Annotated in this window: 19 protein-coding genes; 10 read left to right on the top strand and 9 right to left on the bottom strand. The window is 66.7% G+C overall.

Annotation, left to right across the window (positions count from 1 at the left end):
- On the top strand, positions 1–679 hold a 679-nt coding region (locus tag V7Q53_RS20695), incomplete at its 5' end, for a FecCD family ABC transporter permease (RefSeq protein WP_333830744.1).
- A gap of 19 nt (positions 680–698) precedes the next feature.
- Positions 699–1,664 carry an ABC transporter substrate-binding protein gene (locus V7Q53_RS20690; protein ID WP_333830743.1) on the top strand — a complete coding sequence of 322 codons (966 nt, stop codon included), beginning with the start codon at positions 699–701 and terminating at the stop codon, positions 1,662–1,664.
- 90 nt (positions 1,665–1,754) lie between these two features.
- Here V7Q53_RS20690 and V7Q53_RS20685 read toward each other — a convergent pair whose 3' ends face one another.
- Entirely contained in the window at positions 1,755–3,887 is a 2,133-nt protein-coding gene (locus V7Q53_RS20685) for a TonB-dependent receptor (protein WP_333830742.1), read from the bottom strand.
- A gap of 257 nt (positions 3,888–4,144) precedes the next feature.
- Here V7Q53_RS20685 and V7Q53_RS20680 point away from each other — a divergent pair, with 257 nt between their 5' ends.
- From V7Q53_RS20680 to V7Q53_RS20660, 5 genes are all read left to right on the top strand, one after another.
- Positions 4,145–4,942: an IclR family transcriptional regulator gene (locus tag V7Q53_RS20680; RefSeq protein WP_333830741.1), complete on the top strand. Its 798-nt coding sequence runs from the start codon at positions 4,145–4,147 to the stop codon at positions 4,940–4,942.
- Between the two features lie 94 nt (positions 4,943–5,036).
- Positions 5,037–5,267, top strand: a complete 231-nt coding sequence (locus V7Q53_RS20675; protein WP_333830740.1) for a hypothetical protein — start codon at positions 5,037–5,039, stop codon at positions 5,265–5,267.
- Positions 5,254–5,868, top strand: a complete 615-nt coding sequence (locus tag V7Q53_RS20670) for a hypothetical protein (protein WP_333830739.1) — start codon at positions 5,254–5,256, stop codon at positions 5,866–5,868. Before V7Q53_RS20675 ends, V7Q53_RS20670 begins: the two co-directional genes overlap by 14 nt.
- Before the next feature lie 230 nt (positions 5,869–6,098).
- On the top strand, positions 6,099–7,031 hold the full coding sequence (locus V7Q53_RS20665) for a TAXI family TRAP transporter solute-binding subunit (RefSeq protein ID WP_333830738.1): 933 nt from the start codon (positions 6,099–6,101) through the stop codon (positions 7,029–7,031).
- Positions 7,032–7,102: 71 nt separating this feature from the next.
- Complete coding sequence (locus V7Q53_RS20660) at positions 7,103–9,016, top strand: TRAP transporter permease (protein ID WP_333830737.1); 1,914 nt, start codon at positions 7,103–7,105, stop codon at positions 9,014–9,016.
- A gap of 63 nt (positions 9,017–9,079) precedes the next feature.
- On the opposite strand, the gene V7Q53_RS20655 is transcribed toward V7Q53_RS20660, so the two are convergent.
- From V7Q53_RS20655 to araD, 5 genes are read right to left on the bottom strand one after another with little or no spacing between them, the layout of a single operon-like run.
- Entirely contained in the window at positions 9,080–10,264 is a 1,185-nt protein-coding gene (locus tag V7Q53_RS20655) for a LarC family nickel insertion protein (RefSeq protein ID WP_333830736.1), read from the bottom strand.
- On the bottom strand, positions 10,261–11,592 hold the full coding sequence (locus V7Q53_RS20650; protein WP_333830735.1) for a lactate racemase domain-containing protein: 1,332 nt from the start codon (positions 11,590–11,592) through the stop codon (positions 10,261–10,263). Before V7Q53_RS20650 ends, V7Q53_RS20655 begins: the two co-directional genes overlap by 4 nt.
- A gap of 3 nt (positions 11,593–11,595) precedes the next feature.
- Entirely contained in the window at positions 11,596–12,321 is a 726-nt protein-coding gene (locus V7Q53_RS20645; RefSeq protein ID WP_333830734.1) for a ribonuclease activity regulator RraA, read from the bottom strand.
- Positions 12,318–13,232: a dihydrodipicolinate synthase family protein gene (locus V7Q53_RS20640; protein WP_333830733.1), complete on the bottom strand. Its 915-nt coding sequence runs from the start codon at positions 13,230–13,232 to the stop codon at positions 12,318–12,320. Before V7Q53_RS20640 ends, V7Q53_RS20645 begins: the two co-directional genes overlap by 4 nt.
- 9 nt (positions 13,233–13,241) lie before the next feature.
- The gene (gene araD / locus V7Q53_RS20635) at positions 13,242–14,975 is read right to left on the bottom strand and encodes an L-arabinonate dehydratase (RefSeq protein ID WP_333830732.1); all 1,734 of its coding nucleotides are present in this window, start codon (positions 14,973–14,975) and stop codon (positions 13,242–13,244) included.
- A 115-nt stretch (positions 14,976–15,090) separates the two neighbouring features.
- On the opposite strand from araD, the gene V7Q53_RS20630 reads away from it, so the two are divergent.
- On the top strand, positions 15,091–15,849 hold the full coding sequence (locus V7Q53_RS20630; protein WP_333830730.1) for an HpcH/HpaI aldolase family protein: 759 nt from the start codon (positions 15,091–15,093) through the stop codon (positions 15,847–15,849).
- Positions 15,850–15,884: 35 nt separating this feature from the next.
- Here V7Q53_RS20630 and V7Q53_RS20625 read toward each other — a convergent pair whose 3' ends face one another.
- The 3 genes from V7Q53_RS20625 to V7Q53_RS20615 are packed head-to-tail and all read right to left on the bottom strand — an operon-like array spanning position 15,885 to position 18,077.
- Positions 15,885–16,616, bottom strand: coding sequence for a FadR/GntR family transcriptional regulator (locus V7Q53_RS20625; protein WP_333830729.1), 732 nt, complete (start codon positions 16,614–16,616; stop codon positions 15,885–15,887).
- Positions 16,613–17,305 (bottom strand): nickel pincer cofactor biosynthesis protein LarB, encoded by a 693-nt coding sequence (larB, locus tag V7Q53_RS20620; protein ID WP_333830728.1) that lies wholly within the window; start codon positions 17,303–17,305, stop codon positions 16,613–16,615. The genes V7Q53_RS20625 and larB overlap by 4 nt, the downstream gene beginning before the upstream one ends.
- Positions 17,298–18,077, bottom strand: a complete 780-nt coding sequence (locus V7Q53_RS20615) for an adenine nucleotide alpha hydrolase (RefSeq protein WP_333830727.1) — start codon at positions 18,075–18,077, stop codon at positions 17,298–17,300. Before V7Q53_RS20615 ends, larB begins: the two co-directional genes overlap by 8 nt.
- Before the next feature lie 118 nt (positions 18,078–18,195).
- Here V7Q53_RS20615 and V7Q53_RS20610 point away from each other — a divergent pair, with 118 nt between their 5' ends.
- Both V7Q53_RS20610 and V7Q53_RS20605 read left to right on the top strand, forming a co-directional pair.
- Complete coding sequence (locus V7Q53_RS20610) at positions 18,196–19,881, top strand: thiamine pyrophosphate-binding protein (RefSeq protein ID WP_333830726.1); 1,686 nt, start codon at positions 18,196–18,198, stop codon at positions 19,879–19,881.
- Positions 19,882–19,886: 5 nt separating this feature from the next.
- On the top strand, positions 19,887–21,283 hold a 1,397-nt coding region (locus tag V7Q53_RS20605; RefSeq protein WP_333830725.1), incomplete at its 3' end, for an FAD-binding oxidoreductase.

Genomic DNA, 21,283 nt, shown 5'->3' with positions numbered 1-21,283 from the left:
CTTCGCGCCCGCCACGCCGGCGCATCTGGTTGTCCCGGCGGCGATGGCGGGCGGGGCGGCGGTGGCGCGGTTCCTGCTGGGGCGGGCAGGGCGCGGGGCGGCGGGGCTGGGGGTGTTGCTGCTGGGCATCGGGGTTGAAAGCGTGCTCTCGTCGGTCAGCACGCTGCTGCTGGTCTATACCCCGCCCGAGGCCTCGTTGCAGATGGGCCAGTGGATGGCCGGCTCGCTGTTCCGCGCCAGCCCCGAGGCCGTGCGCGCGCTGCTGCCCTGGGCGCTGGCGGCAATTCCGGCGGTGATCATTCTGGGGCCGGGCCTGCGCGCGCTCGATCTGGGCGAGGACCGCGCGCGCACGCTGGGGGTGCGGGTGGGGCTGCTGCGGCCGGGTGTGCTGGGCGCGGCGGTGCTGCTGTCTTCGGCCGCGATCCTCTGGGTGGGCCCGCTCAGCTTTCTGGGGATCATGGCGCCGCAGCTTGCCGGGGCGCTGACCGGCGCATCCGGGCGCGCGCGGCTTGTCCTGTCAGCGCTGACCGGCGGGTTGCTGGTGGTGGCCGCCGACCTGCTGGCGCGGCTGGCGGACCCGGGCATCGCCGTGCCCATCGGGCTGGCGCTGTCGGTAACCGGCGTTCCGTTTTTCCTTGTCGTGCTGCGCCTCAGAACCGCCGCGCGCGCCCATATCTGACAAAAGCCGGAGTGAATTCATGCGCCTGTCCCTCTCCCTCCCCCTCGCCCTGCTGGCCGCCCTGCCGCTTGCAGCCGAAACCCGCAGCGTAACCGATGACGCCGGGCGCACGGTCAGCTTTGCCACCGCACCGGAGCGCGTGGTGGTGCTGCATGAGCCGCTTCTGGGTGTGCCACTGCTGGATCTGGGGCAGAGGCTGGCGGGGGCCTATGGGCGGGCGGCGGATGGCACCAGCCTTGCCGGGTTTGACTTTGTCGCCACCGTTCTGGGCGCGCGCACGCCCCGCCCCTCGCCCCCGGGTATCGGCCCGGTCGGCGCGATTGACCTTGAATACCTGCGCGAACTGGCCCCCGGGCTGATCGTCGCCACCGAATACAATCTGGACATGGTTGACCGCCTGTCCAGCGTGGCCCCGGTCTATGTGCAGAATGTGGGCACCGGGCGCGTGCAGGGTATCGAGGTGCAGCGCGATCTGGCGGGGTTGCTGGGGCTTGAGGCAGCGATGGCGGCCCGGCTGACTGACTATGCCACGGCCCTTGACGCCACGCGGCAGATGATGCCCCCCACCAGCGACGCGCCCACCTATCTTGCCGTTCTGCTGACCGAGCAGATCGGCGTTGTCGGCAGCACCTCGGGGCTGGTGCAGGCGCTGGAGGATCTTGGCTTTACGCCCCTGCCCGTCGGCCCCACCGGCGCATTCAGCGGGCCGGGGTCAAACTTCATCGCGCCGGTCAGCGCCGAGGCCTTTCTGCGGCTTGAGCCTGATCTGCTGGTGGTGATGACCAGCTATGGCCTGCCTGTCCGCGATGAGGCCACGGCCCGCGCCACGCTGGACCGCCTCGCCCCCGGCTGGGACAGGTTCATGCGGCCGGTGCGCGAGGGGCGGGTTGTGTTTGTGGACAGCGCGCTGGTCTCCACCCCCTCTGTCGCCAGCGCCGAGCATATGCTGCGCGCGCTGCGCGAATGGGCGCAGGCGGGCGGGTGAAGCAACCGGCGGGTGAAGCGACCGGCGGGGGGCCGGAAAGGAAACGCCCGCCGGATGGGGCGGGCATTTCGCGTTTTCGTGAAATACCACTCAGAAGCGGTAACGCACCCCGATGCCAAACTCGCGCGGCGTGGTCATGTAGCCCTCCAGCCCGCCGACAACGCGGTTGACCTGCAGGAAGGTGGGCTGGCGGGTATCGAAGATGTTGTTGACATAGCCAAACAGCTCCACCCCAGAGCGGGTGACGTAATCCAGCCGCAGATTGGCCAGTGTCAGCGGGTCGATCCGGTAGACCTCGGCATTGCCGTCTTCCGAGAAATAGCCCGCCACGTGGCGCACCTGCCCGCTCAGCGTCAGCCCGTCAGACACTTCCCAGCTTGCCCCCAGCGTCAGGGTTCTGGACGGTGCCATGGCAAACACGTTGCCTTCGCGCCCGGGCATGGCGCTGAACTCTTCAAACCGGGTGCGCAACAGGCCAACCCCCGCATTCATGCGCAGCCGCGCGCTGACATCCCAGTCTGCCGACAGCTCAAGCCCCGTGGAACGCGCGCGCTCGGCATTGACGGTGTAGGATTGCGGCACGCCGGACACCATCACCGCCACGAAGCGCTGCGCATCGGTGATGTCCATGCGGAACAGGTTGGCGTTCAGCCGCAAGCGGCCTTCCAGCAGCGTGGCACGGCTGAACAGCTCATAGTTCCACAGGTATTCAGGCTGATATTCCACATACTGCCCGGTGGTGAAGTTCAGCGTCACCCCGCCCGGGTTATACCCGCGCGAGATCAGGCCACCGAAGGTCAGGTTCGGGTTTGCCTCATAGGCCAGCGACAGGCGCGGCAGCACGGCATCATAGGTCTGGCTGAAGTTGACGCGTGCATTGGCATAGGGCAGTGCCGGGTTCGCGCCTTCATAGGCGATGCCCTGCCGGTGGATATCGTCGCGCTGCAACCGCAGACCGCCGGTCAGCGACCAGCGGTCGGCGATGCGCCATGTGGCCTCACCAAAGGCACCGTAAGAGCGGCGGTCATCGTCAAAGGTTGAATAGATGTCGCTCAACAGGAAAGGGTCCTGATTGAGGACATCGCGCTGCTCGGTCCGCGACACATAGATCCCGGCGGTGGCGAACAGGATGTCGCCATCCTGCCCATAGGTTACGCGGGTTTCGTTGGAATAGTTGCGCGTGTCGATATCGGCCGAGGCATAGTTGGCGGGATACATCCGGCGGCGCACTGAATTGTAGGTGTATTGCGTGGTCGAATTCAGCACGAAGCCGTTGGCGAAATCATGCGTGATGGCCAGCGTTGCGTTGGAGGTGTTCTGGTTCCACACCGGGCTGGTGGTCGCGCCATTGATCAGATCCTCATAGGGCAGGTTGGCCGCTTCCGAGGTGGGGCGGTTCGAGCGGTTGTGCGAGAAGGACAGCAGCACCTCCAGCCCCGCACTATCCGCCGGGCGCCACAGCAGGCTGGCGCGGCCCATGAAGCTGGAAAGATCGCGGCTGAAATGGTCATCCTGCACAAAGGCCGGGTTGGTATAGGTGATGAAGTTGTCGCGGCTTGAGCGGTCCAGCGCGATGCGGAACGCCAGATCCTCGCTCAGCGGTGCCGAATAGGCCAGCGACAGGCGCCGTGCATTCAGATTGCCGCCCTGCACCTGAACAACGCCCTCAGGGGTGAAGCTGGGCCGGTTGCTGCGCACGATGATCGCGCCGGCAATCGAATTGGCCCCCTGCGCCACCGTCTGCGGGCCGCGATACACCTCGATCCCCTCGACATCCCAGGGGTTTGAGCCGCCGTAGACAAATTCATTATAGCTCAGCGCGCGACCGTCGAACACGATCGAGGTGCGCGGGGTGGTGCCGCCAAAGAACGCCAGCGCCCCGGTGGACGGGCCCTGACTGTCCTGCCCGCGGATGGTGGGCGCGGTGCCGACCGAGGAATAGACCAGCACGTTGGGCACCTCGGCCACGGCCTCGGTGACGGTGGTCAGGGTGGTGTCCTCGGCAAGGTCTTCGCCCTCCAGCACGGCGGCGGAGGAAGCGGTGTTTTCAGACCGGCGCAAAAGCCCCTCGCCGCGCAGATAGAGCGCGCCGAGCGACAGGCTTGCCGGGGCTGCGCCGCTTGCTGGGGCCGTGGTCTGGGCGGCTGCGGGGCTGGAAGCAAAGGGCGCAAGCACAAGTGCCGCGCTTAACGCCAGCGGCGAAACGATTCGGGATGGTGCCATGATCAGGGCTCTTCCTTGCCGACGCGCCGGCCATCGGCACACGGCGGTTGTTATGCGTGGGGAGGCTTTGCTGGTGCGGCCGGGCGCACTGGCTTGCTGACGAATTCTACATTGCAGAACGCATTCTGAATTTCAAGCGGATGCGAACAGCCGCCTGCCGATTGTGGCATCGACGCATCAGCGCCCCCCGCTTGCCGGAAAAGACACCTGCCCCTATGATCCCCGCCGACCACCTTTTTCCCAGGAACACCCCTCCCTTGCCCAGGACGTCCAAGCCCACCACCCCGCCTGAGCGTCGCACCGGCACCATTCAATCGGTCTCCATCGCCGCCCGGTTCCTGCAGGCCCTTGCCGCCGCGCCCGAGGCGCAGGCCCTTGGCGATCTGGCGCGTGCCACCGGCACCGCCGGGTCCAGCGCGCATCGGTATCTGCAAAGTCTGGTGCGCGAAGGGCTTGCGCAGCAAGACCCGGTCAGCGGGCACTATGATCTGGGGCCGATGGCGCTCGGGATCGGTATTGCCGCGCTCAAACGGGTGGATACGATCGAGATTGCGGCGGCGCGGATGAAACAGCTTGTCGCCGGTCACGCGGCCAGCGGCGGCGTCGCCATCTGGACAGACCGGGGGCCGACGCTGGTGCGCTGGTATCGCAGCACGCAGTTCTCCATCAGCTCGCTGGGGCTGGGCGATATTCTGCCGCTGGATAACACCGCCTGCGGGCTGGCGTTTCAGGCCTATCTGCCGCCCGCGCAGATCAAAGCGGTGCGCAAGGCCCAGCCCGCCGCCTTTCGCGGCACACCCCCCGCCGCGCAAACGCTTGAGGCGATCCGGAAGGAGGGAATCGCGGCATTGTCCAGCCACCTGCTGAGCGATGTGCGCGGCATGGCGGTGCCCGTGTTTGACGCGCAGAATGAAATTACTTGCGTCATGACCACGGTTGACAACATCGGCCAGACCTCGGGCGCGGCTGAGCGTGAGGCGCTTTTGCGCGCCGGGCGGGAGGTTGCCGGGCAGACGGGGGGCAGGCAAAGTGGGTCTCTTTACAAGTCCGAGTAAATCTGTCAGGTAATGCATACCCAATCCGGCCGCCTCCCCCTTTCCCCGCGGCCAGACCCGGCAACCGAGAGACCCCACCGCGCCGGAGTTGCCGATGACCCACCGCTCCCCCTCCCTTCTGATCGACCTTCTGGAAGCCGATGCGCAGGCCTGCGCGCATGGCTGCGGGCTTGAACCCCGCCTGCTGGAAATGCTCATTGATCGCGACAGCATTGTGCCGCGCGGCAGGCAATGGCCCCACCCTGCTGTCCATTCCCGCCCGGTTTCTGGCCCGCTTCCCGGTGCCCCCCGCTCAGCGCAGGAGGCAAGCCATGTCCGGCGCTAAACCCCGTCCGTTCCCATGGTCTGCCCGCCGCGTCGCCCCCCGGACGCCGCATACGCAAGGCGGTGCGCGGCCCGCCATCCCCGACCATGCCGGTCAGCACGGCAGCGCCCGCCCTGGCCGCCCGGATGAGGTGCATCTGTCCAGCCTTGCAGCGGATGACTTTGCGCGTATGACACTGGGGCTCATGCGCTGGCACTTCCAGACCTTCGCTGCGCCTGAAACCCAGGGTTGGCTGATGGCGCTGCGGGTGGCCTCGGCGCAGGTGGGTCCGCGCGGGGCGGGTGCGCTTTGCTATGACCTTGTTGCGCTGGTGCAGGCGTTGCGCGCCGCGCGCAGCTCGCCTTTCCGGTTCAACCCCGAAAGCTGCGCCTGCTGCCGTGACTGGCTGACGCCGGAAGAACGCCAGATGATGGCCCTGCTGGAGGCGCTGCGCCGCGGGCAGACCGGGCGCGCCCGTACGCTGGTGCAGCTTCTGTGCGATGGCAACCCTGACGGCGACCTGATCGCCATGGCAGAGGTCTATCTGCGCCACAACGCACCAGAGCGTCAGGGTGCCGGGAAACCTTACGGGGAACCTGCCCGCACAGGGCGTGGCGGGTAAGGCCGCCGCGCCTCTGCCAGACGCCCCACGCCTTGTTGTAAATATACTTGACAAGTAAAAGGTGATCTGTTGATGTTCCCCTATCGGCCTGCGAGGAGGCAGCGCCGGTAAGGGGGCGCGGCACGCATCAACGGGCTGGCATTGCCGGAACCGGGCGTGAACTGCCTGCCGCAACAGAATACGGTGCGGCCCGCAAAGGGCGGCGCGATTGCGTTCACAGGGAGGAACTCATGCGCAAAATCTTCGCTACGGGCATTATTGCCTTTGGAGCCATGGCCGGACAGGCCGATGCCCAGCAACTGCGCTTCATGACAGGGCCACAGGGCGGTGCATGGTACCCGCTGGGCGGGGCGATTCAGGCCATGGTCGCCAATGACGGGATCAGCATTCAGGTGCTTCCCGGCGGCGGCGTCGCCAATGCGCAGGGTGTTCAGGGCGGGCAGGCCGATATCGCTTTCGGCAACTCGATCTCGGTGGTCGATGCGCTGGAGGGGCGTGAACCCTTCTCAGGCCAGGCGGACAACATCTGCCTGCTGGCCACGCTCTATCCGCAGTATTTCCATATCGTCGCCACCCGGGCCAGCGGCGTTGAAACGCCCGAAGACCTGCGCGGGCGCCGCATTGTCACACAGCCGGTCGGCAACACCGCCGAGCAGGTCACCCGCGCCGTGCTTGAGACCGCCGGTCTGACCTATGCCGACATGCGCGGCGTTGATTATGTGTCCTATTCCGATGCCGTGGGACTGCTGCAGGATGGCAATGCCGAAGTGTTCACGCTGGGCACAACGGTTCCGGCCTCGTCGATCATGGACCTGTCCAACTCCACCCGGCTGAACTTTGTGGCGCTGACCGAAGAATTCATCGGGCGCATGCAGCAAGAGATCAACCCGGGCTATGCCTCGCTGGTCATTCCGGCAGGCGCCTATCCCGGGCAGGACGAAGAGGTGATCGTGGTGGGCTATACCACGCAGATCATCGTGCGCTGCGATCTGGATGACGGGGTGGTCGGCACCCTGCTGGAACGGATGTGGGAAAACCGTGGCGACATGGCCTCGATCAACGCGGTGATGCGCGACATCACCCTTGAAGACATGATGGAGGAAGGCGGCGTTCCGCTGCACGCCGCTGCACGCGCCTTCTACGAAGAGCACACCAGCCAGTAAACCGGCCTCCAGTGCCGCCCGGGCCGTGCCTGCACGGGCCGGGCGCTTCCTGACCTGATCGGAGCAGTGTGATGCAGGCCAAATACGTCTGGCTGCGGCACCTCGCCACGCTTGTGGCCGTGTCGATGAGCCTCTTTCACCTTTATGTCGCGTGGTTCGGCCCGCCGAACGCCTTCACGCTGCGCGCCACCCATTTCGGTTTTGCACTGGCGCTGGCCTTCATCAGCCTGCCGATGACCAGCCGCAACGCCACCAAGGGGCCGGGGCTGTTCGACCTTGTGCTGCTGATCGCCGCGCTGACCGCTGCCAGCTATCCGATCGTCAACCAGACCTATTTCAACACCCGCATGGCCTATGTCGGCCCTGTGTCGGTCATGGATCAGGTGATGGCGCTGATCATGATCGGCACCATTCTGGAGGCCACGCGCCGCGCCATCGGCATCATCCTGCCGCTGACCGCGCTGGCCTTCCTCGCCTATCAGGTATTCTTCACCAATACCGAGATCGTGCGCCTGCTTGAATACCAGTACATGACAACCGACGCGCTGTTCGGCGTGCCCGCGCAGGTTTCGGCCACCTATGTGGTGCTCTTCGTGATCTTCGGGGCGATGGCCGAGCGTTTTGGCGTGGGCAAGCTGTTCATCGACTTTGCGCTGGCGCTGACCGGCCAGGCGGCGGGCGGCCCGGCCAAGGTTGCGGTCATCACCTCGGGTTTCTTCGGTTCGGTCTCGGGCTCGGCGGTGGCGAATGTCATGACCACCGGCACTTTCACCATCCCGCTGATGAAGCGCATCGGCTACCGCCCGCAATTCGCAGGCGCGGTTGAGGCCGTGGCATCAACCGGCGGGCAGCTCATGCCGCCGATCATGGGCGCGGCGGCTTTCGTCATGGCCGAATTCATGGGTGTCAGCTACCTGACCGTGGCCGGTTACGCCCTGCTGCCCGCCTTGCTCTATTTCCTTGCCGTGTATCTGGCCGTCCATTTCGAGGCGCGCAAACACGGCATGAAGGGCCTGCCAAAGGCCGATCTGCCGCGGCTGGGCAAGGTGATCAAGGATGAGGGGCATCTGTTCCTGCCGATCTTCATCATCGTCGCCACGCTGATGAGCGGCTATTCCGCCCCCTTCTCGGCGCTGGCCGGTATCCTGTCGGTGGTGCCGGTGGTGCTGGCGCGCAAGACCACGCGCGGCGAGTTCAGCATTCCAAAGCTGATTGATGCCCTGCGCGCGGGTGCCATCAATTCAATCCCGGTGGCGCTGGCCTGTGCCTCGGCCGGGATCGTGATCGGGGTGATCGCGCAGACCGGCGTGGGGCTGACCTTTACCGGGCTGGTGCGCACGCTTGCCGGGCATCACCTGCTTCTGGCGCTGATCCTCACCATGGTGGCGGGTATCATTCTGGGTATGGGGATGCCCACCACGCCCGCCTATATCGTGCAGGTGGCGCTTCTGGTGCCTGCGCTGGTGAACATGGGGGTTCTGCTGCCCGCCGCGCATATGTTCGTCTTCTACTTCGCCATTCTTTCGGCCATCACGCCACCCGTGGCCATCGCGGTCTATGCCGCATGTGGCATAGCGCGATCTCCGGTGGTCAGCACCTCGGCGCTGGCGGTGCGGCTGGGTCTGACGGGCTATATCATCCCGTTCATGTTTGTCTATGGCCCGTCGCTTCTGATGATCGGCACCTGGACCGAGGTGATCCTGACCGCCTTTACCGCCGCCATGGGCGTGAGCTTTCTGGCGGGCGGGCTGGCGGGGTATTTCCTGCGCCCGGCGGGCTGGCTGGTGCGGCTGCTGCTGATCGCGGCGGCGCTGACCCTGATCAACCCGGGGCTTTACACCGACTTTGCGGGGCTGAGTCTGGGCCTGATTGCCACGCTTCTGAACCGCCGCGAGAAGGTAGAGGTCGTGCCCGAGCCCGAGATTGTGGACACCTCCTATATCCCGCCCCCACCGACAGCGGCCGATCAGAGCCGCAGCAGCTGAGCATGATGAAAGAACCCCGGGCAGATGGCCCGGGGTTCTTTCTTTCCAGTGCGGCAGTTGTGTTCAGTCGTCTCCAGGCGCCCACTGCGCGGCGCGCCTGCGCGCTGCCAATGTCGGCAGTGCAGCCAGCGCATCAGCCTCGATCTTGCCGGTGACGGTGCCATCCGGGCGGCGCGCCCATTTTCCCGGCAGGCCCCCTTCCCCCTCTGCCAGCCCGCGCGCCAGAACCGCGCGGCGCACCGCCATGCGGCGGATACCCAGGGTGCTGGTCTGGACAAAGAGCGCCTGCAACGCCGCTTCCTCGGCCTCAGGGGTGACCAGCAGCTCAAACCGGGTGGCGGGGCGGCCCTTCTTGCCCTGCAGCGCCAGCAGCGCCAGATCCACCACGCCGGGCAGCGCACGCAGATGCGCGGCGGCGGTGGCGATCTCTTCGCCGGTCATGTCATCGACATCGCAGACCAGCATGGCAACCCGGTCCTCATCAAACCCATCCGCATCGCCTTTGAACACCGTCACCCGCAGCACATTGGGCACGCCCTTCATCTCACGCGTACCCGCGCCGTAGCCGGTGGCGATCATCCGCCCGGACGGACGCCGCTGAGGGTGCTGCCCCTGCGTCAGATGCGCCACAATCGCCGCACCCGTGGGCGTTACCCGCTCGCCGCTGATCCCGTCATCGTGCCAGACATAGCCCTCCAGCAGCTTTTGCGTGGCGGGGGCGGGCACGGACAGAAGCCCGTGCGCGGTGCGGACCTGCCCGCCGCCAAGGGGCAGTGGCGACAGGCTGAACGTGGCGCCTTCCAGTGCCGCCAGCAGGCTGCCCGCTGCGGTGACATCCATCAGCGCGTCCCAATCGGCGATCTCATGGAAATGAACACGCTCAAGCGGGATGCCGTGGATCGCGCTTTCGGCCACGGCCAGACGGCGCAGAATGGCGCGGGCGTGGCGGGCGGTGCCGGGCGCGGTGGCGGCGCCCTCCAGCAATTGGTCCATCGCCAGCCAGGTCGTCTCGGCTCCCTTGCGGGCGGGGGCGGTGCCGGGGACAAGCCGGAAATGCGCCGAGGTTATGCCGGTGCGCACCACACGTTCCAGCAGCGCCTGCCCGGCCTCAGGCGGCAGGACAGCGGCGATATCGGCCATGACGCGGGCGGTCAGGTCCGGGCGGGCATCGAGCAGGGCCGCTGTGAACATATCCCCCGCCACACCGCCCTGCGGATCAAGATGCAGGTGCAGCCCTGCCCCGGTCATCCGTGCACCTCCGGCCAGCCGTTCATCAACCGCCCCTCTTCAAACCGCATCTCTTCCAGCCCGCCCACAACCTCAACCCCCGGGCGCGCCGCCAGCTCATCCAGCATCCCCTCGGACGCATAGAGCCATTCCAGCTGCAGTGAATTGGCGATGCGCAGCAGGCGCACCCTGTCAGGCGGGTCAGCCAGACAGGTGCGCACCGCCGCCTGGATCGCCGTGCGGTCACAGGGCATGGCCATCGGCAGCCCGGCATTGCGCAGCACGGTCGAGGTGAAGGCGTTGGGATAGGTCTGTTCAGGGTCAAACGCCTGCACCAGCCGGTGGGTGACAACGTCGGCCTGCGCCGCGCCATTGCCGTTCCCCGCCGTGCGCTCAGACAGGCCCAGCACCGCCAGCCGGGAAATCTGCGGCCCCCCCGTCATGCGCGGCGATGAGAAGCGGCCGGTGATATTGGGGTCCATGCCGGTACCCGAGAACTCCTTGCCGATCTCATCGACCACCAGCACATCCAGCGGGCCATTGGCCAAGGGTTGCGCCGGGTCGCCCAGCGGCAGGCGCGGCATGTTCGCCATCGCCTCGCGCAAGTAGGGCTGCTCGGCCTCCAGCATGCCGTCGCGGTCCAGCACCACCACGCGGGCAAGCTGGTCATAGGCATTCTCGATGGTGCCGATGCCGAACAGCACCTTGCAGCGCTCCAGCTTCATGGCGGCCATCTGCGCCACGAACTCTCCCACCCGGTCAATCCCCTTGGAATGGCAGCTTTCCGCGCCCGATTGCTTGCCCAGCCCGATCGCCAGCATCTTGGCCAGCCCGCTTTCCAAGGGCGCGCGGAACGAGGTATGCGGCTTGATCCGGTTGAATAGCACAATGCCATCAGCCTCCTGCGCCAGCCGGTCGATCTGCACCGACATGCCGTTGTCGAGTACACCGATCTCCACCGTCTCCATGCTGCTTTCAATGGCGCAGCCGATGCTTGCCTCGGTGATGCCCAGCTTGGCCAGCAGGGCGCGCTGCCCCTCGGCGGTGGCGCCGCCATGGCTGCCCATCGCGGGCACCACGAACGGCTGCGCGCCGCGCGCCGCCAGACCGGTGACAATGGCGCGCAACAGCTCGGGAAAGCTGGCGATGCCCCGGCTGCCAGCGGTCACCGCGATGCGCATGCCGGGCCGCACCCGTTTTGCGACAAACGGCGCGGCGGCCAGCGCATCGGCCAGTCCCTGCGCCGGGTTGTCGATGCGCGGCGCGTCAAAGCGCTGGCGGCAGAGGGCGATGCGCGGCAGGGGCGTGTCGGCGATCAGCCGTACATAGGCGGGTACGGGTGGGGTCATTCCTCAGCGCCCGTTCTTTTCACGCCATTCAGCGTATTTCTGCACGTTCTCATCCTTGGTGGCCGGGTAAAGGCCGATGATCCCGGCCCCGGCCTGCACCTGCTCAAGCACAAAATCCTCGAATGATTCCATGCCGGTGCATTCCTCGGCCAGTTCCTCAGCCAGATGCGCGGGAATGACCATCACCCCATCGCCATCGCCTAGCAGCACATCGCCCGGAAACACCGCCACGCCGCCGCAGGCCACCGGCACATTCAGCTCCAGCGCCTCATGATGCGTCAGGTTGGTGGAGGCGGAGGGGCGGGCGCAATAGGCGGGCATGTCCAGCGCGCCGATCCCGGCGAAATCCCGAAAACCGCCGTCAGACACCACGCCCGCCGCACCCCGAAGCGCCAGCCGGGTGATCAGGATGGACCCCGCGGTTGCCGCACGCGCGTCGCCGCGCGCGTCCATCACCAGCACATGGCCCGGCGGGCAGGTCTCCATCGCCACGCGCTGCGGATGGTCCGGCCTGCGGAACACCTCAATCCCGTTGCGGTCTTCGCGCGCGGGGATGTAGCGCAGGGTGAACGCCTGTCCCACCATGACCTCGCCTTTGACGGCCACCGGCTGCACGCCCTGAATGAACTGATTGCGCAGGCCGCGTTTGTAAAGCGCGGTCGCCACCGAGGCGGTTGAGACCTTCTTCAGGCGGGCGCGGGTCTCATCGGAAAGGGTGTAGTCGCTCATGTCCGTTTCCCCTGTTTCAGATTATTGGCGCTGAGGAAAGCATCTAGCCGGGCCTGCTGATCCGGCGTCAGCGGCCATGCCGAAGGGGGCCGCGTGGGGCCGCAATCGAGCCCCATGGCGATCAGCGCGGCCTTCACGCCGGTGACATTGGTGCCGTTCATCTCCTCAGCGCGGATATCCTCGAACACCCGCATCCCGGCAATCAGGCGGTTGGCAAGGGCATAGTCGCCGCCATCCAGCGCGGCATGAATCGCCATGGACCGCTCAGGCCAGACATTGATCAACCCCGAGGTGAAGCCACGCGCCCCCACGGCATAGAGCGGCGGTGCCCAGACCTCGGCCAGACCGCCGACCCAGGTGATGGAGGGGTCGCAGGCCGCCATTGCCTCGGCCAGTTTCAACGGGTTCGGCGTGGCCCATTTCACACCGCGCACCCCCGGCACGGCGCAGAGATCGGCAATCGCCTTGGTGCCGATGCTGTCGTTGCGCAGATAAAGCATCATCGGCAACCCGCCCGAGGCATCCGCCACGGCATTCAGATAATCGACAATCCCGCGCGGCGCGACAAAGGGGTCAGGCGGCTGGTGGATCATCAGCGCGGTTGCCCCGGCATCGGCAGACACCCGCGCCAGTTTGCAGGCATCGCGGATACCGCGCCCCACACCGGCCAGAACCGGCGCGCGGCCATCCACCAGCGCCACAACCTCGCGCGCCATGGTGCATGCCTCGTCGGTGGTCAGCGCATAGAACTCGCCGGTATTGCCGTTCACCACAGGGATATGCATGCCCGCCCCCAGCGCGCGGTCAATCACCGGCGCCAGCTTTTCCGGCGCGATGCCGCCAGCCGCGTCATAAGGTGTTACGAGGATTCCCGAAATACCGCTGAGCGCCTTATCAAGTGTATCAGCCATCTGTGCCTCTCAGAAAATATCCGGCTCACCCGCAGCGGGGCCGAAATCACGTTGCAGAAAATCGAAATCGCAGCCGGTGTCGGCCTGGGTGACGTGCTTTGAATACATCCAGCCCCAGCCGCGCGCATAGCGGGGTTCAGGCGGTTGCCATGCCTTGTGCCGCCGCGCCAGCTCGGCATCATCCACCAGCATGTCCAGCCGCCGCGCGGGCAGATCAAGGCGCACAATATCGCCGGTTTTCAACAGCGCCAGCGGCCCGCCCACATAGGCCTCAGGCGCGACATGCAGCACGCAGGCGCCATAAGATGTGCCCGACATCCGCGCATCCGAGATCCGCAGCATATCGCGGTGGCCCTGTTTGATCAGCGCCTTGGGGATCGGCAGCATCCCCCATTCGGGCATCCCCGGCCCGCCCAGCGGCCCGGCATTGCGCAGCACCAGCACATGGTCGGGCGTGACCTCCAGCGCCTCATCGTCAATGGCTTTCTTCATTTCGGGATAGCTGTCAAAGACCAGCGCCGGGCCTTCGTGGACATGGAACTTAGGATCACAGGCGGCGGGTTTGATCACCGCGCCATCGGGGCACAGATTGCCGCGCAGCACGGCCAGCGAGCCCTCATGATAGACGGGGTTCGACAGCGGGCGGATCACATCGTCATTCCAGACCTTCGCGCCCTCCAGATTGGCACCCAGCGTCTGGCCGTTGACGGTGAGGCAGGAAAGCTCCAGCCGGTCGCTGATCTGGGCCATCAGCGCCCGCAGGCCCCCCGCATAGTGGAAATCCTCCATCAGATAATCCTTGCCCGAGGGGCGGACATTGGCGATCAGCGGCGTCACCCGCCCCAGCGCGTCAAGGTCATCGAGCGTGAGCGGCACACCGGCGCGCCGGGCCATGGCGATCAGATGCACCACGGCATTGGTGGAACAGCCGGTGGCCATGGCCACAATCGCCGCATTGCGCACCGAGGCTGCGGTGACAATCCGGTTCGGTGTCAGGTCTTCCCAGACCATACCGACAATCCGCCGCCCGCATTCGGCTGACATGCGCTGATGCCCTGAATCCACCGCCGGGATGGACGAGGCGCCGGGCAATGTCAGCCCCATGGCATCGGTGATCGCGGTCATGGTGCTGGCGGTGCCCATCGTCATGCACACGCCGGGCGAGCGCGCGATACCGCCCTGCAACCCCTCCCATTCGGCGTCAGAGATATTGCCCGCGCGCCGCTCATCCCAGTATTTCCATGCGTCCGAGCCAGAGCCGAGATGCTGACCCCGGTAATTGCCGCGCAGCATCGGCCCTGCGGGCAGATAGATCATCGGCACCCCCGCCGTGATCGCGCCCATCACCAGCCCTGGCGTGGTTTTGTCGCAACCGCCCATCAGCACCACGCCGTCAAACGGGTGTGAGCGGATCATCTCTTCGGTCTCCATCGCCAGCATGTTGCGATAGAGCATCGAGGTGGGTTTGGTGAAGCTCTCATCCACCGAGAGCGACGGCAGCTCCACCGCAAAGCCCCCCGCCATCTGGATGCCGCGCTTCACATCCTTGGCCCGTTCGCGGAAATGCGCGTGGCAGGAGTTCATCTCGGACCAGGTGTTCAGAATGCCGATCAGCGGTTTGTCCATGAACTCTTCGGGCGCATAGCCCAGCTGCATCATGCGCGAGCGGTGACCAAAGCTGCGCAGGTCATCGGGCGCGAACCAGCGGGCAGAGCGAAGGTCGGACGGGGCTTTGCGGGTCATGAAGGCCTCATTTCTGGAAAACGTGAACAACGGCAACCCGGTGGCTTGGCATCAGCGCGCAAGCCGGGCTAACTGCGCGGTGGCCTGCGGGCTGGCAGCGCAAGAGGGAGGCGACATGACGGAAAACCAACTCAAGGCCGGGATCGCGGCGGACAGGCGGATGGCGGGGATCTGGCTGTCGCTGGACGCGCCCGCGATTACCGAGATGGCCGCCGACAGCGGCGCCGACTGGCTGCTGATCGACATGGAGCATTCGCCCACCGCGCTCTCCCACATCCCCGACCATCTGCGCGCCACGCGCGGCGCGCAGGCGGAACCCGTGGTGCGGGTGCCTGCGGCCGAGCCGGTGATCGTCAAGCGGTTGCTGGATATGGGCGCGCGCAGCCTGATGTTTCCCATGATCGAAAGCGCCGAAGATGCCGCGCGGGTGATCAGCTACACCCGCTACCCGCCGCAGGGCATGCGCGGGCTGTCGATGACCACGCGCGCGAATGGCTATGGCCGCAACGCCGGTTACCTGACCAGCTACACCGCTGATCTGTTCGTGATCGTGCAGGTCGAAACCCCGCAGGCCGTGCGCGCCATTCCCGCGATTGCGGGGGTCGAGGGGATCGACGCCATCTTCATCGGCCCGGCGGACCTTTCGGCGGCGATGGGCCATCTGGGCCAGCCCACCGCGCCCGAAGCACAGGCGCTGATCGACGAGGCCTGCGCCATGGCCCATGCGGCAGGCAAGCCCATCGGCATTCTGGGTTTCGGCGATGAACTGGCCCGCAGCTATTTCGCGCGCGGCTTTGATTTTGTCGCGGTGGCGGGTGACAGCTGGCTTCTGGCGCGGCAGATGGACGGGCTGCTGGCCCGCGTCAAAGGCTGAGCCGGGGCGGGCGGGCAGAGTGGCGCAGTGCATGCTCACACCCGCCGCCCCATATCCGTGACGCGGCGGCGCGCGTGGACAATGTGAATGCTCATCAACAGCCCCGCCCCTTCGGCATCGCGGCTGCGGATCGCTTCAAGGATCTGGCGGTGTTCGTCCAGCACCGCTTCAATCCGCGCCTCGGACCCTTCGCTGGTCAGTTTCTGGGCCACGGCAATCGCCTGAAGCATCAGGGGCCGCGTGGCATTGAGCATTTCGCAGAAAATCTCATTGCCGCTGGCGCGCGCCACGGCCATGTGGAAGTCAAAATCCGCCTCGCGCACCGGCTGGCGGGCGCGCATCGTGGTCTTCATCACCGACAGCGCCTCTTCCAGCCGCTCCAGATCCTGCGGGGTGGCGCGCAGGGCGGCGTGGCGGGCGGTCGCGGCCTCTACCGCAAGGCGCGCTTCCATGCAGCGCATCAACCCGGCCACGTCATCGGCGCGGGCATGTTCGATCAGCCCCTGCGGCGGGCGGCGGCGCACGAAGCTGCCCACCCCGTGCCGGGCGGCAACGAAACCATCCTCGCGCAGCCGCAAAAGCGCCTCGCGCACCACGGGCCGCGAGACCGAGAACCGCGCGCTGATCTGGTGCTCGGAGGGCAGCTTTTCACCCTCGGCCATCTGGCCCGAGGCGATGAGTTCCAGAATCCGGCCATAGATCTGATCGGCCAGCGTTTCGCGCTTGCGGATGGATGTGTTCAGAAGCGGATCGTCCGATGCCGTCATAGCGCGCCCTCTCCCGTCTGAGCAGCCCGCCACCGCCCTGCGATGCGCAGGGCAGCGCAGGCCGCGCCGTATCCGTTGTCGATATTGACCACCAGCACCCCCGGCGCGCAGCTAGCCAGCACGGCGTTGAGCGCGGTCATGCCGCCTTGCGCGACGCCATAACCCGCCGATGTCGGCACCGCGATCACACAGCCCGGCACCAGCCCGGCCACGACGCTGGGCAAGGCCGCATCCATGCCTGCGCAGACGATCAGCACATCGGCCTGTTGCAGTTCCCCGGCCCGTTCCATCAGCCGCCACAACCCGGCCACCCCGACATCGGCGACCATCGCGGCCTCGATACCGGACCAGCGCAACACGCGCTGCGCCTCGGTCGCCGGTCCCGCATCCGAGGTGCCCGCCGTGACCACCGCCACCCGGAGGCCGACATGCACGGGGGCAGGCGCGCCCAGATAAGCCACCCGCGACAGCGCGCAGTAGTCCAGCGCATCGCGTACCGGATCAGGCAGCGCTTCATGCTGGGCGGCGGTCAGGCGGGTGATGAGCCTGCGGTGTCCGGCGGCATGGGCATCCGTCAGGATACTGACCAGAAGCGGCAGTGGTTTTGGTTCGGCCAGAATGGCCTCTTCAAGCCCGATGCGCTGCGCGCGGCTGGTGTCGAAATTCAGATGTGATGACCCTTCAGGCATGAACAAACGCGCTCCCGCGCTGATAGGGCCGCAGCGGCAGGGGGGCCGCACCGGCGAGCTCCCCGGCCAGCGCTGAGAGGGCAAGGCGCGCGCCCGCGTCCAGCGCCTCAAGCGCTGCGGCCTCGATCTCGATCACAAGCCCCGCTTCCTCCTGACGGCAGCGCAGAGCCACGCCCCCCAGCCGCGCCCGCAATGCCGCCTCGATCCGGTCGATCTGCTGCAAGGCCTCTGGCTCTATCCGCAGGCCGGTGCGCACCCGGCTGGACAGGCAGGGCGACGAGGGCAGTTCAGCCAGCGCCCCCAGCCCCAGCGCGCGGGCCAGCGCGCGCACCATGGCCTTGTCCAGCCCGGCGTCGACAAACGGATGGCGCACGCCATGCTGCGCGGCGGCCTGCAACCCCGGCCGGTAATCGCCCAGATCATCCAGATTGGTGCCCGAGGCCACCACCGCCCCCAGCTTTGAGAGCGTGGTATAGAGATGGCCCTTGCAGAAATAGCAGCGGTTGACCGGGTTGGCGCGATAGGCGGGGTCGTCAAATTCCCCCGCATCCACCAGCCTCAGCGGCAGGCTGGTGCGCAGCGCCATATCCTGCACCCGCCCCAGCGCATCGGCGGGCACGGCGGGTGAGCGGGCATGGCACAGAACCGTTGTGCCCGGCGCGCGCACCTGTGCCGCTGCTGCCGCCAGCGTCAGGCTGTCGATCCCGCCGCTGACGGCGATCACGAGCGTGTCCGCGCCGGACAAGGCCGCGCGCAACGCTTCCGGAACCATAGGCAACTCCTCCCACCGGGGCCTGTCAGATCATGCACCCGGTCCGCGCTGTTGTAAACATTATTGACAAGCCTGTCCAGTTCAGGTCAGACACTTTGTGACAACGAGGAGAAAAGCCATGCCGCACGCAACCACACCCGGCCCCCGCACCGCGGGCAAGGTATTGGTGGACCAGCTTCTGGTGCACGGGGCCGATATGGCCTTCTGCGTGCCCGGCGAAAGCTACCTTGAGGTGCTCGATGCCCTGCATGACGTGCCCGACCGCCTGACGCTGATCAACGCCCGCCACGAGGCAGGCGCGGCCAATATGGCCGAAGCCTATGGCAAGCTGACCGGCAGGCCCGGCATCTGCATGGTCACCCGTGGGCCGGGCGCCTGCCATGCCTCCATCGGGGTGCATATCGCGCAACAGGACAGCACGCCGATGATATTGCTGATCGGGCAGGTGGGCCGCGCCATGACTGACCGCGAGGCCTTTCAGGAGGTGGATTACCGCGCCATGTTCGGCGGGCTGGCCAAGTGGGTTGCGCAGATCGACACGCCTGAGCGGGTGCCGGAATACATCGCCCGCGCCTTTCGCGTCGCCACATCCGGGCGGCCCGGGCCGGTGGTTCTGTCGCTGCCCGAGGACATGCTGACCACCACGGTCACGGTGCCTGACACCCGCCCCTATACCGCCACGCAGGCAGGCCTTGTGCCCGGCGCACTGGAACAAATCCTCGCGGAACTGGAGACCGCCGAGCGCCCGCTGCTGCTGCTGGGCGGCTCCGGCTGGACCAATCAGGCCGCCACCGATATCCGCCGCTTTGCCGAGGCCAACAAGCTGCCCGTGACCACCTCGTTCCGGCGGCAGGATGCGATCGACAACCGCTCTGACAGCTATGTCGGCGAATTCGGCACCGCCACGCCTGCCGCGCTGCGCAAACGGCTGAATGAGGCGGATGTGGTGTTGGTGCTGGGCGCGCGGCTGGGTGAGATGACCTCGAACGGCTATGAAAACCTTGTGCCGCCGGAACTGCCGCAACGGCTGATCCACATCCATCCCGATGCCGATGAGATTGGCCGGGTTTACGGCCCGCATCTGGGCTTTGCGGGCAACATCCCCGATACTGCCGCCGCGCTGGCGGGGTTGAGCCTTGCGCGGCAGAATGTCTGGGGCGACTGGGTGGGCAGGCTGCGGCAGGAATACCTTGCCGACACCGCCATGCCCGCGGATGGCGGCTGGGCGCTGGACATGGGGCAGGCCTTCTGCGCGCTGCGCGACGATCTGCCCGATGACGTGATCATCACGCTGGACGCGGGCAACCACACCGGCTGGGCGCAGCGCTTCCTGCGCTTTGGCCGCCCGGGGCGAGAGCTGGGCTCGACCTGCGGCGCGATGGGCTATTCGGTGCCCACCGCTGTGGCCGCCAGCCTTGTGCATCCTGAGCGGCTGGTGCTGGCGATGGTGGGCGATGGCGGTTTCATGATGAGCGGGCAGGAGCTGGCGACCGCCGTGCAATACGGCGCCACGCCGGTGGTGCTGGTGTTCAACAACGGCATCTACGGCACCATCCGCATGCATCAGGAGCGTGAACACCCGCACCGCCTGTCAGGCACCACGCTGGGCGGGCAGGATTTTGTGCGCATGGCCGAAGGCTATGGCTGCTACGCCGAGCGCGTGACCCGCACCGCCGATTTCGCACCGGCACTGGCGCGGGCGCGGGCCTCGGGCCGGGCGGCGGTGCTGGAGCTGGTGACGGACCCTGAACAGATCTCGTCGCGCACCACCATCACCCGCCTGCGCGAGGCCGCAACAGCATGAGCGGCATGGACCAACTGATCACTGCCCTGCGCGGCGTGGTGGGCGACGGCCATGTCTGGACCGACCCGGAGCGCATGGCCCCCCATCTGCACGAGGATCGCGGGCGCTGGTTCGGCAACAGCCCCGCCGTTGTCCGCCCCGCCACGACTGCCGAGGTGGCCGCCTGCGTGCGGCTGTGCGCCGGCGCGGGTGTGGCGATGGTGCCGCAGGGCGGCAACACCGGGCTGGTGGGCGGTGGCTCGCCTGAGGGAGGCATCGTCATCTCTCTGTCGCGGATGAACCGCATCATTGATCTGGACGCGATGAATGCCACCATGACGGTTGAGGCGGGCTGCACGCTGGCCCAGATCCAGCAGGCCGCCGAGGCCGCCGGGCGGCTGTTCCCGCTGTCGCTGGCGTCCGAGGGCAGTTGCCAGATCGGCGGCAACCTCTCCACCAATGCCGGGGGCACCGCCGTTCTGCGCTACGGCACCACGCGGGAATTGGTGCTGGGGCTGGAGGCGGTTCTGCCCTCGGGTGCGGTGCTGAACGCGCTGAGCGCGCTGCGCAAGGACAACACCGGTTATGCGTTGAAGGACCTGATGATCGGCGCCGAGGGCACGCTGGGCATCATCACCGCCGCTGTGTTGAAGCTGCACCCCATGCCCGCCACGCAGGCCACCGCGATGATCGCCTGCGCAGGCCCCACCGAGGCTTTGCAGATATTTGATCTGCTGCGCGCCCGGTGCAGTGATACCCTGACGGCGTTTGAATATCTTGAGCGTTTCGGCCTGCAAATGGTGCTGGACCATCTGCCCGGCGCGCGTGACCCGCTGGAAAGCATCTGGCCCGCCTATGCGCTGATCGAGCTGTCCTCGCCTGACCCGGATGCTGACCTGCAACACCGCCTTGAAGCTGCGCTGGCGGATGCGATGGAAGAGGGGCTGGTGTCCGATGCCGTCATCGCCGCGTCCAAGGGGCAAAGTGCCGCCCTCTGGACCCTGCGTGAAAGCATGTCCGAAATGCAGAAACCCGCCGGGGCCTCCATCAAGCATGACGTCGCGGTGCCGGTGTCAAAAGTGGCCCGCTTCATTCTTGAGGGGGTCGCGGCCTGCAAGGCCTATATGCCCGAGGTCCGACCCTGCCCCTTTGGCCATTTCGGCGACGGCAACATCCACTTCAACCTGACCCGCCCCGCCGCCATGAGCGACGCCGAATTCCTGTCGCATTACGCCGCGTTCAACCGAATCGTGCATGATCTGGTTGCCAGCATGGGTGGCTCCATCTCGGCTGAACATGGGATCGGGCTGGCCAAGCGCGATGAGCTGCCGCGCTACAAAGACCCGGTGGCGCTGGCGCTTTGCCGTAGTATCAAGGCGGCAATCGACCCGCATAACCTGATGAACCCCGGCAAGGTACTTGC

Source organism: Pararhodobacter sp. (assembly GCF_036802785.1).
Lineage (GTDB): Bacteria > Pseudomonadota > Alphaproteobacteria > Rhodobacterales > Rhodobacteraceae > Pararhodobacter.
This window is presented reverse-complemented; position numbering and strand designations above follow the sequence as displayed.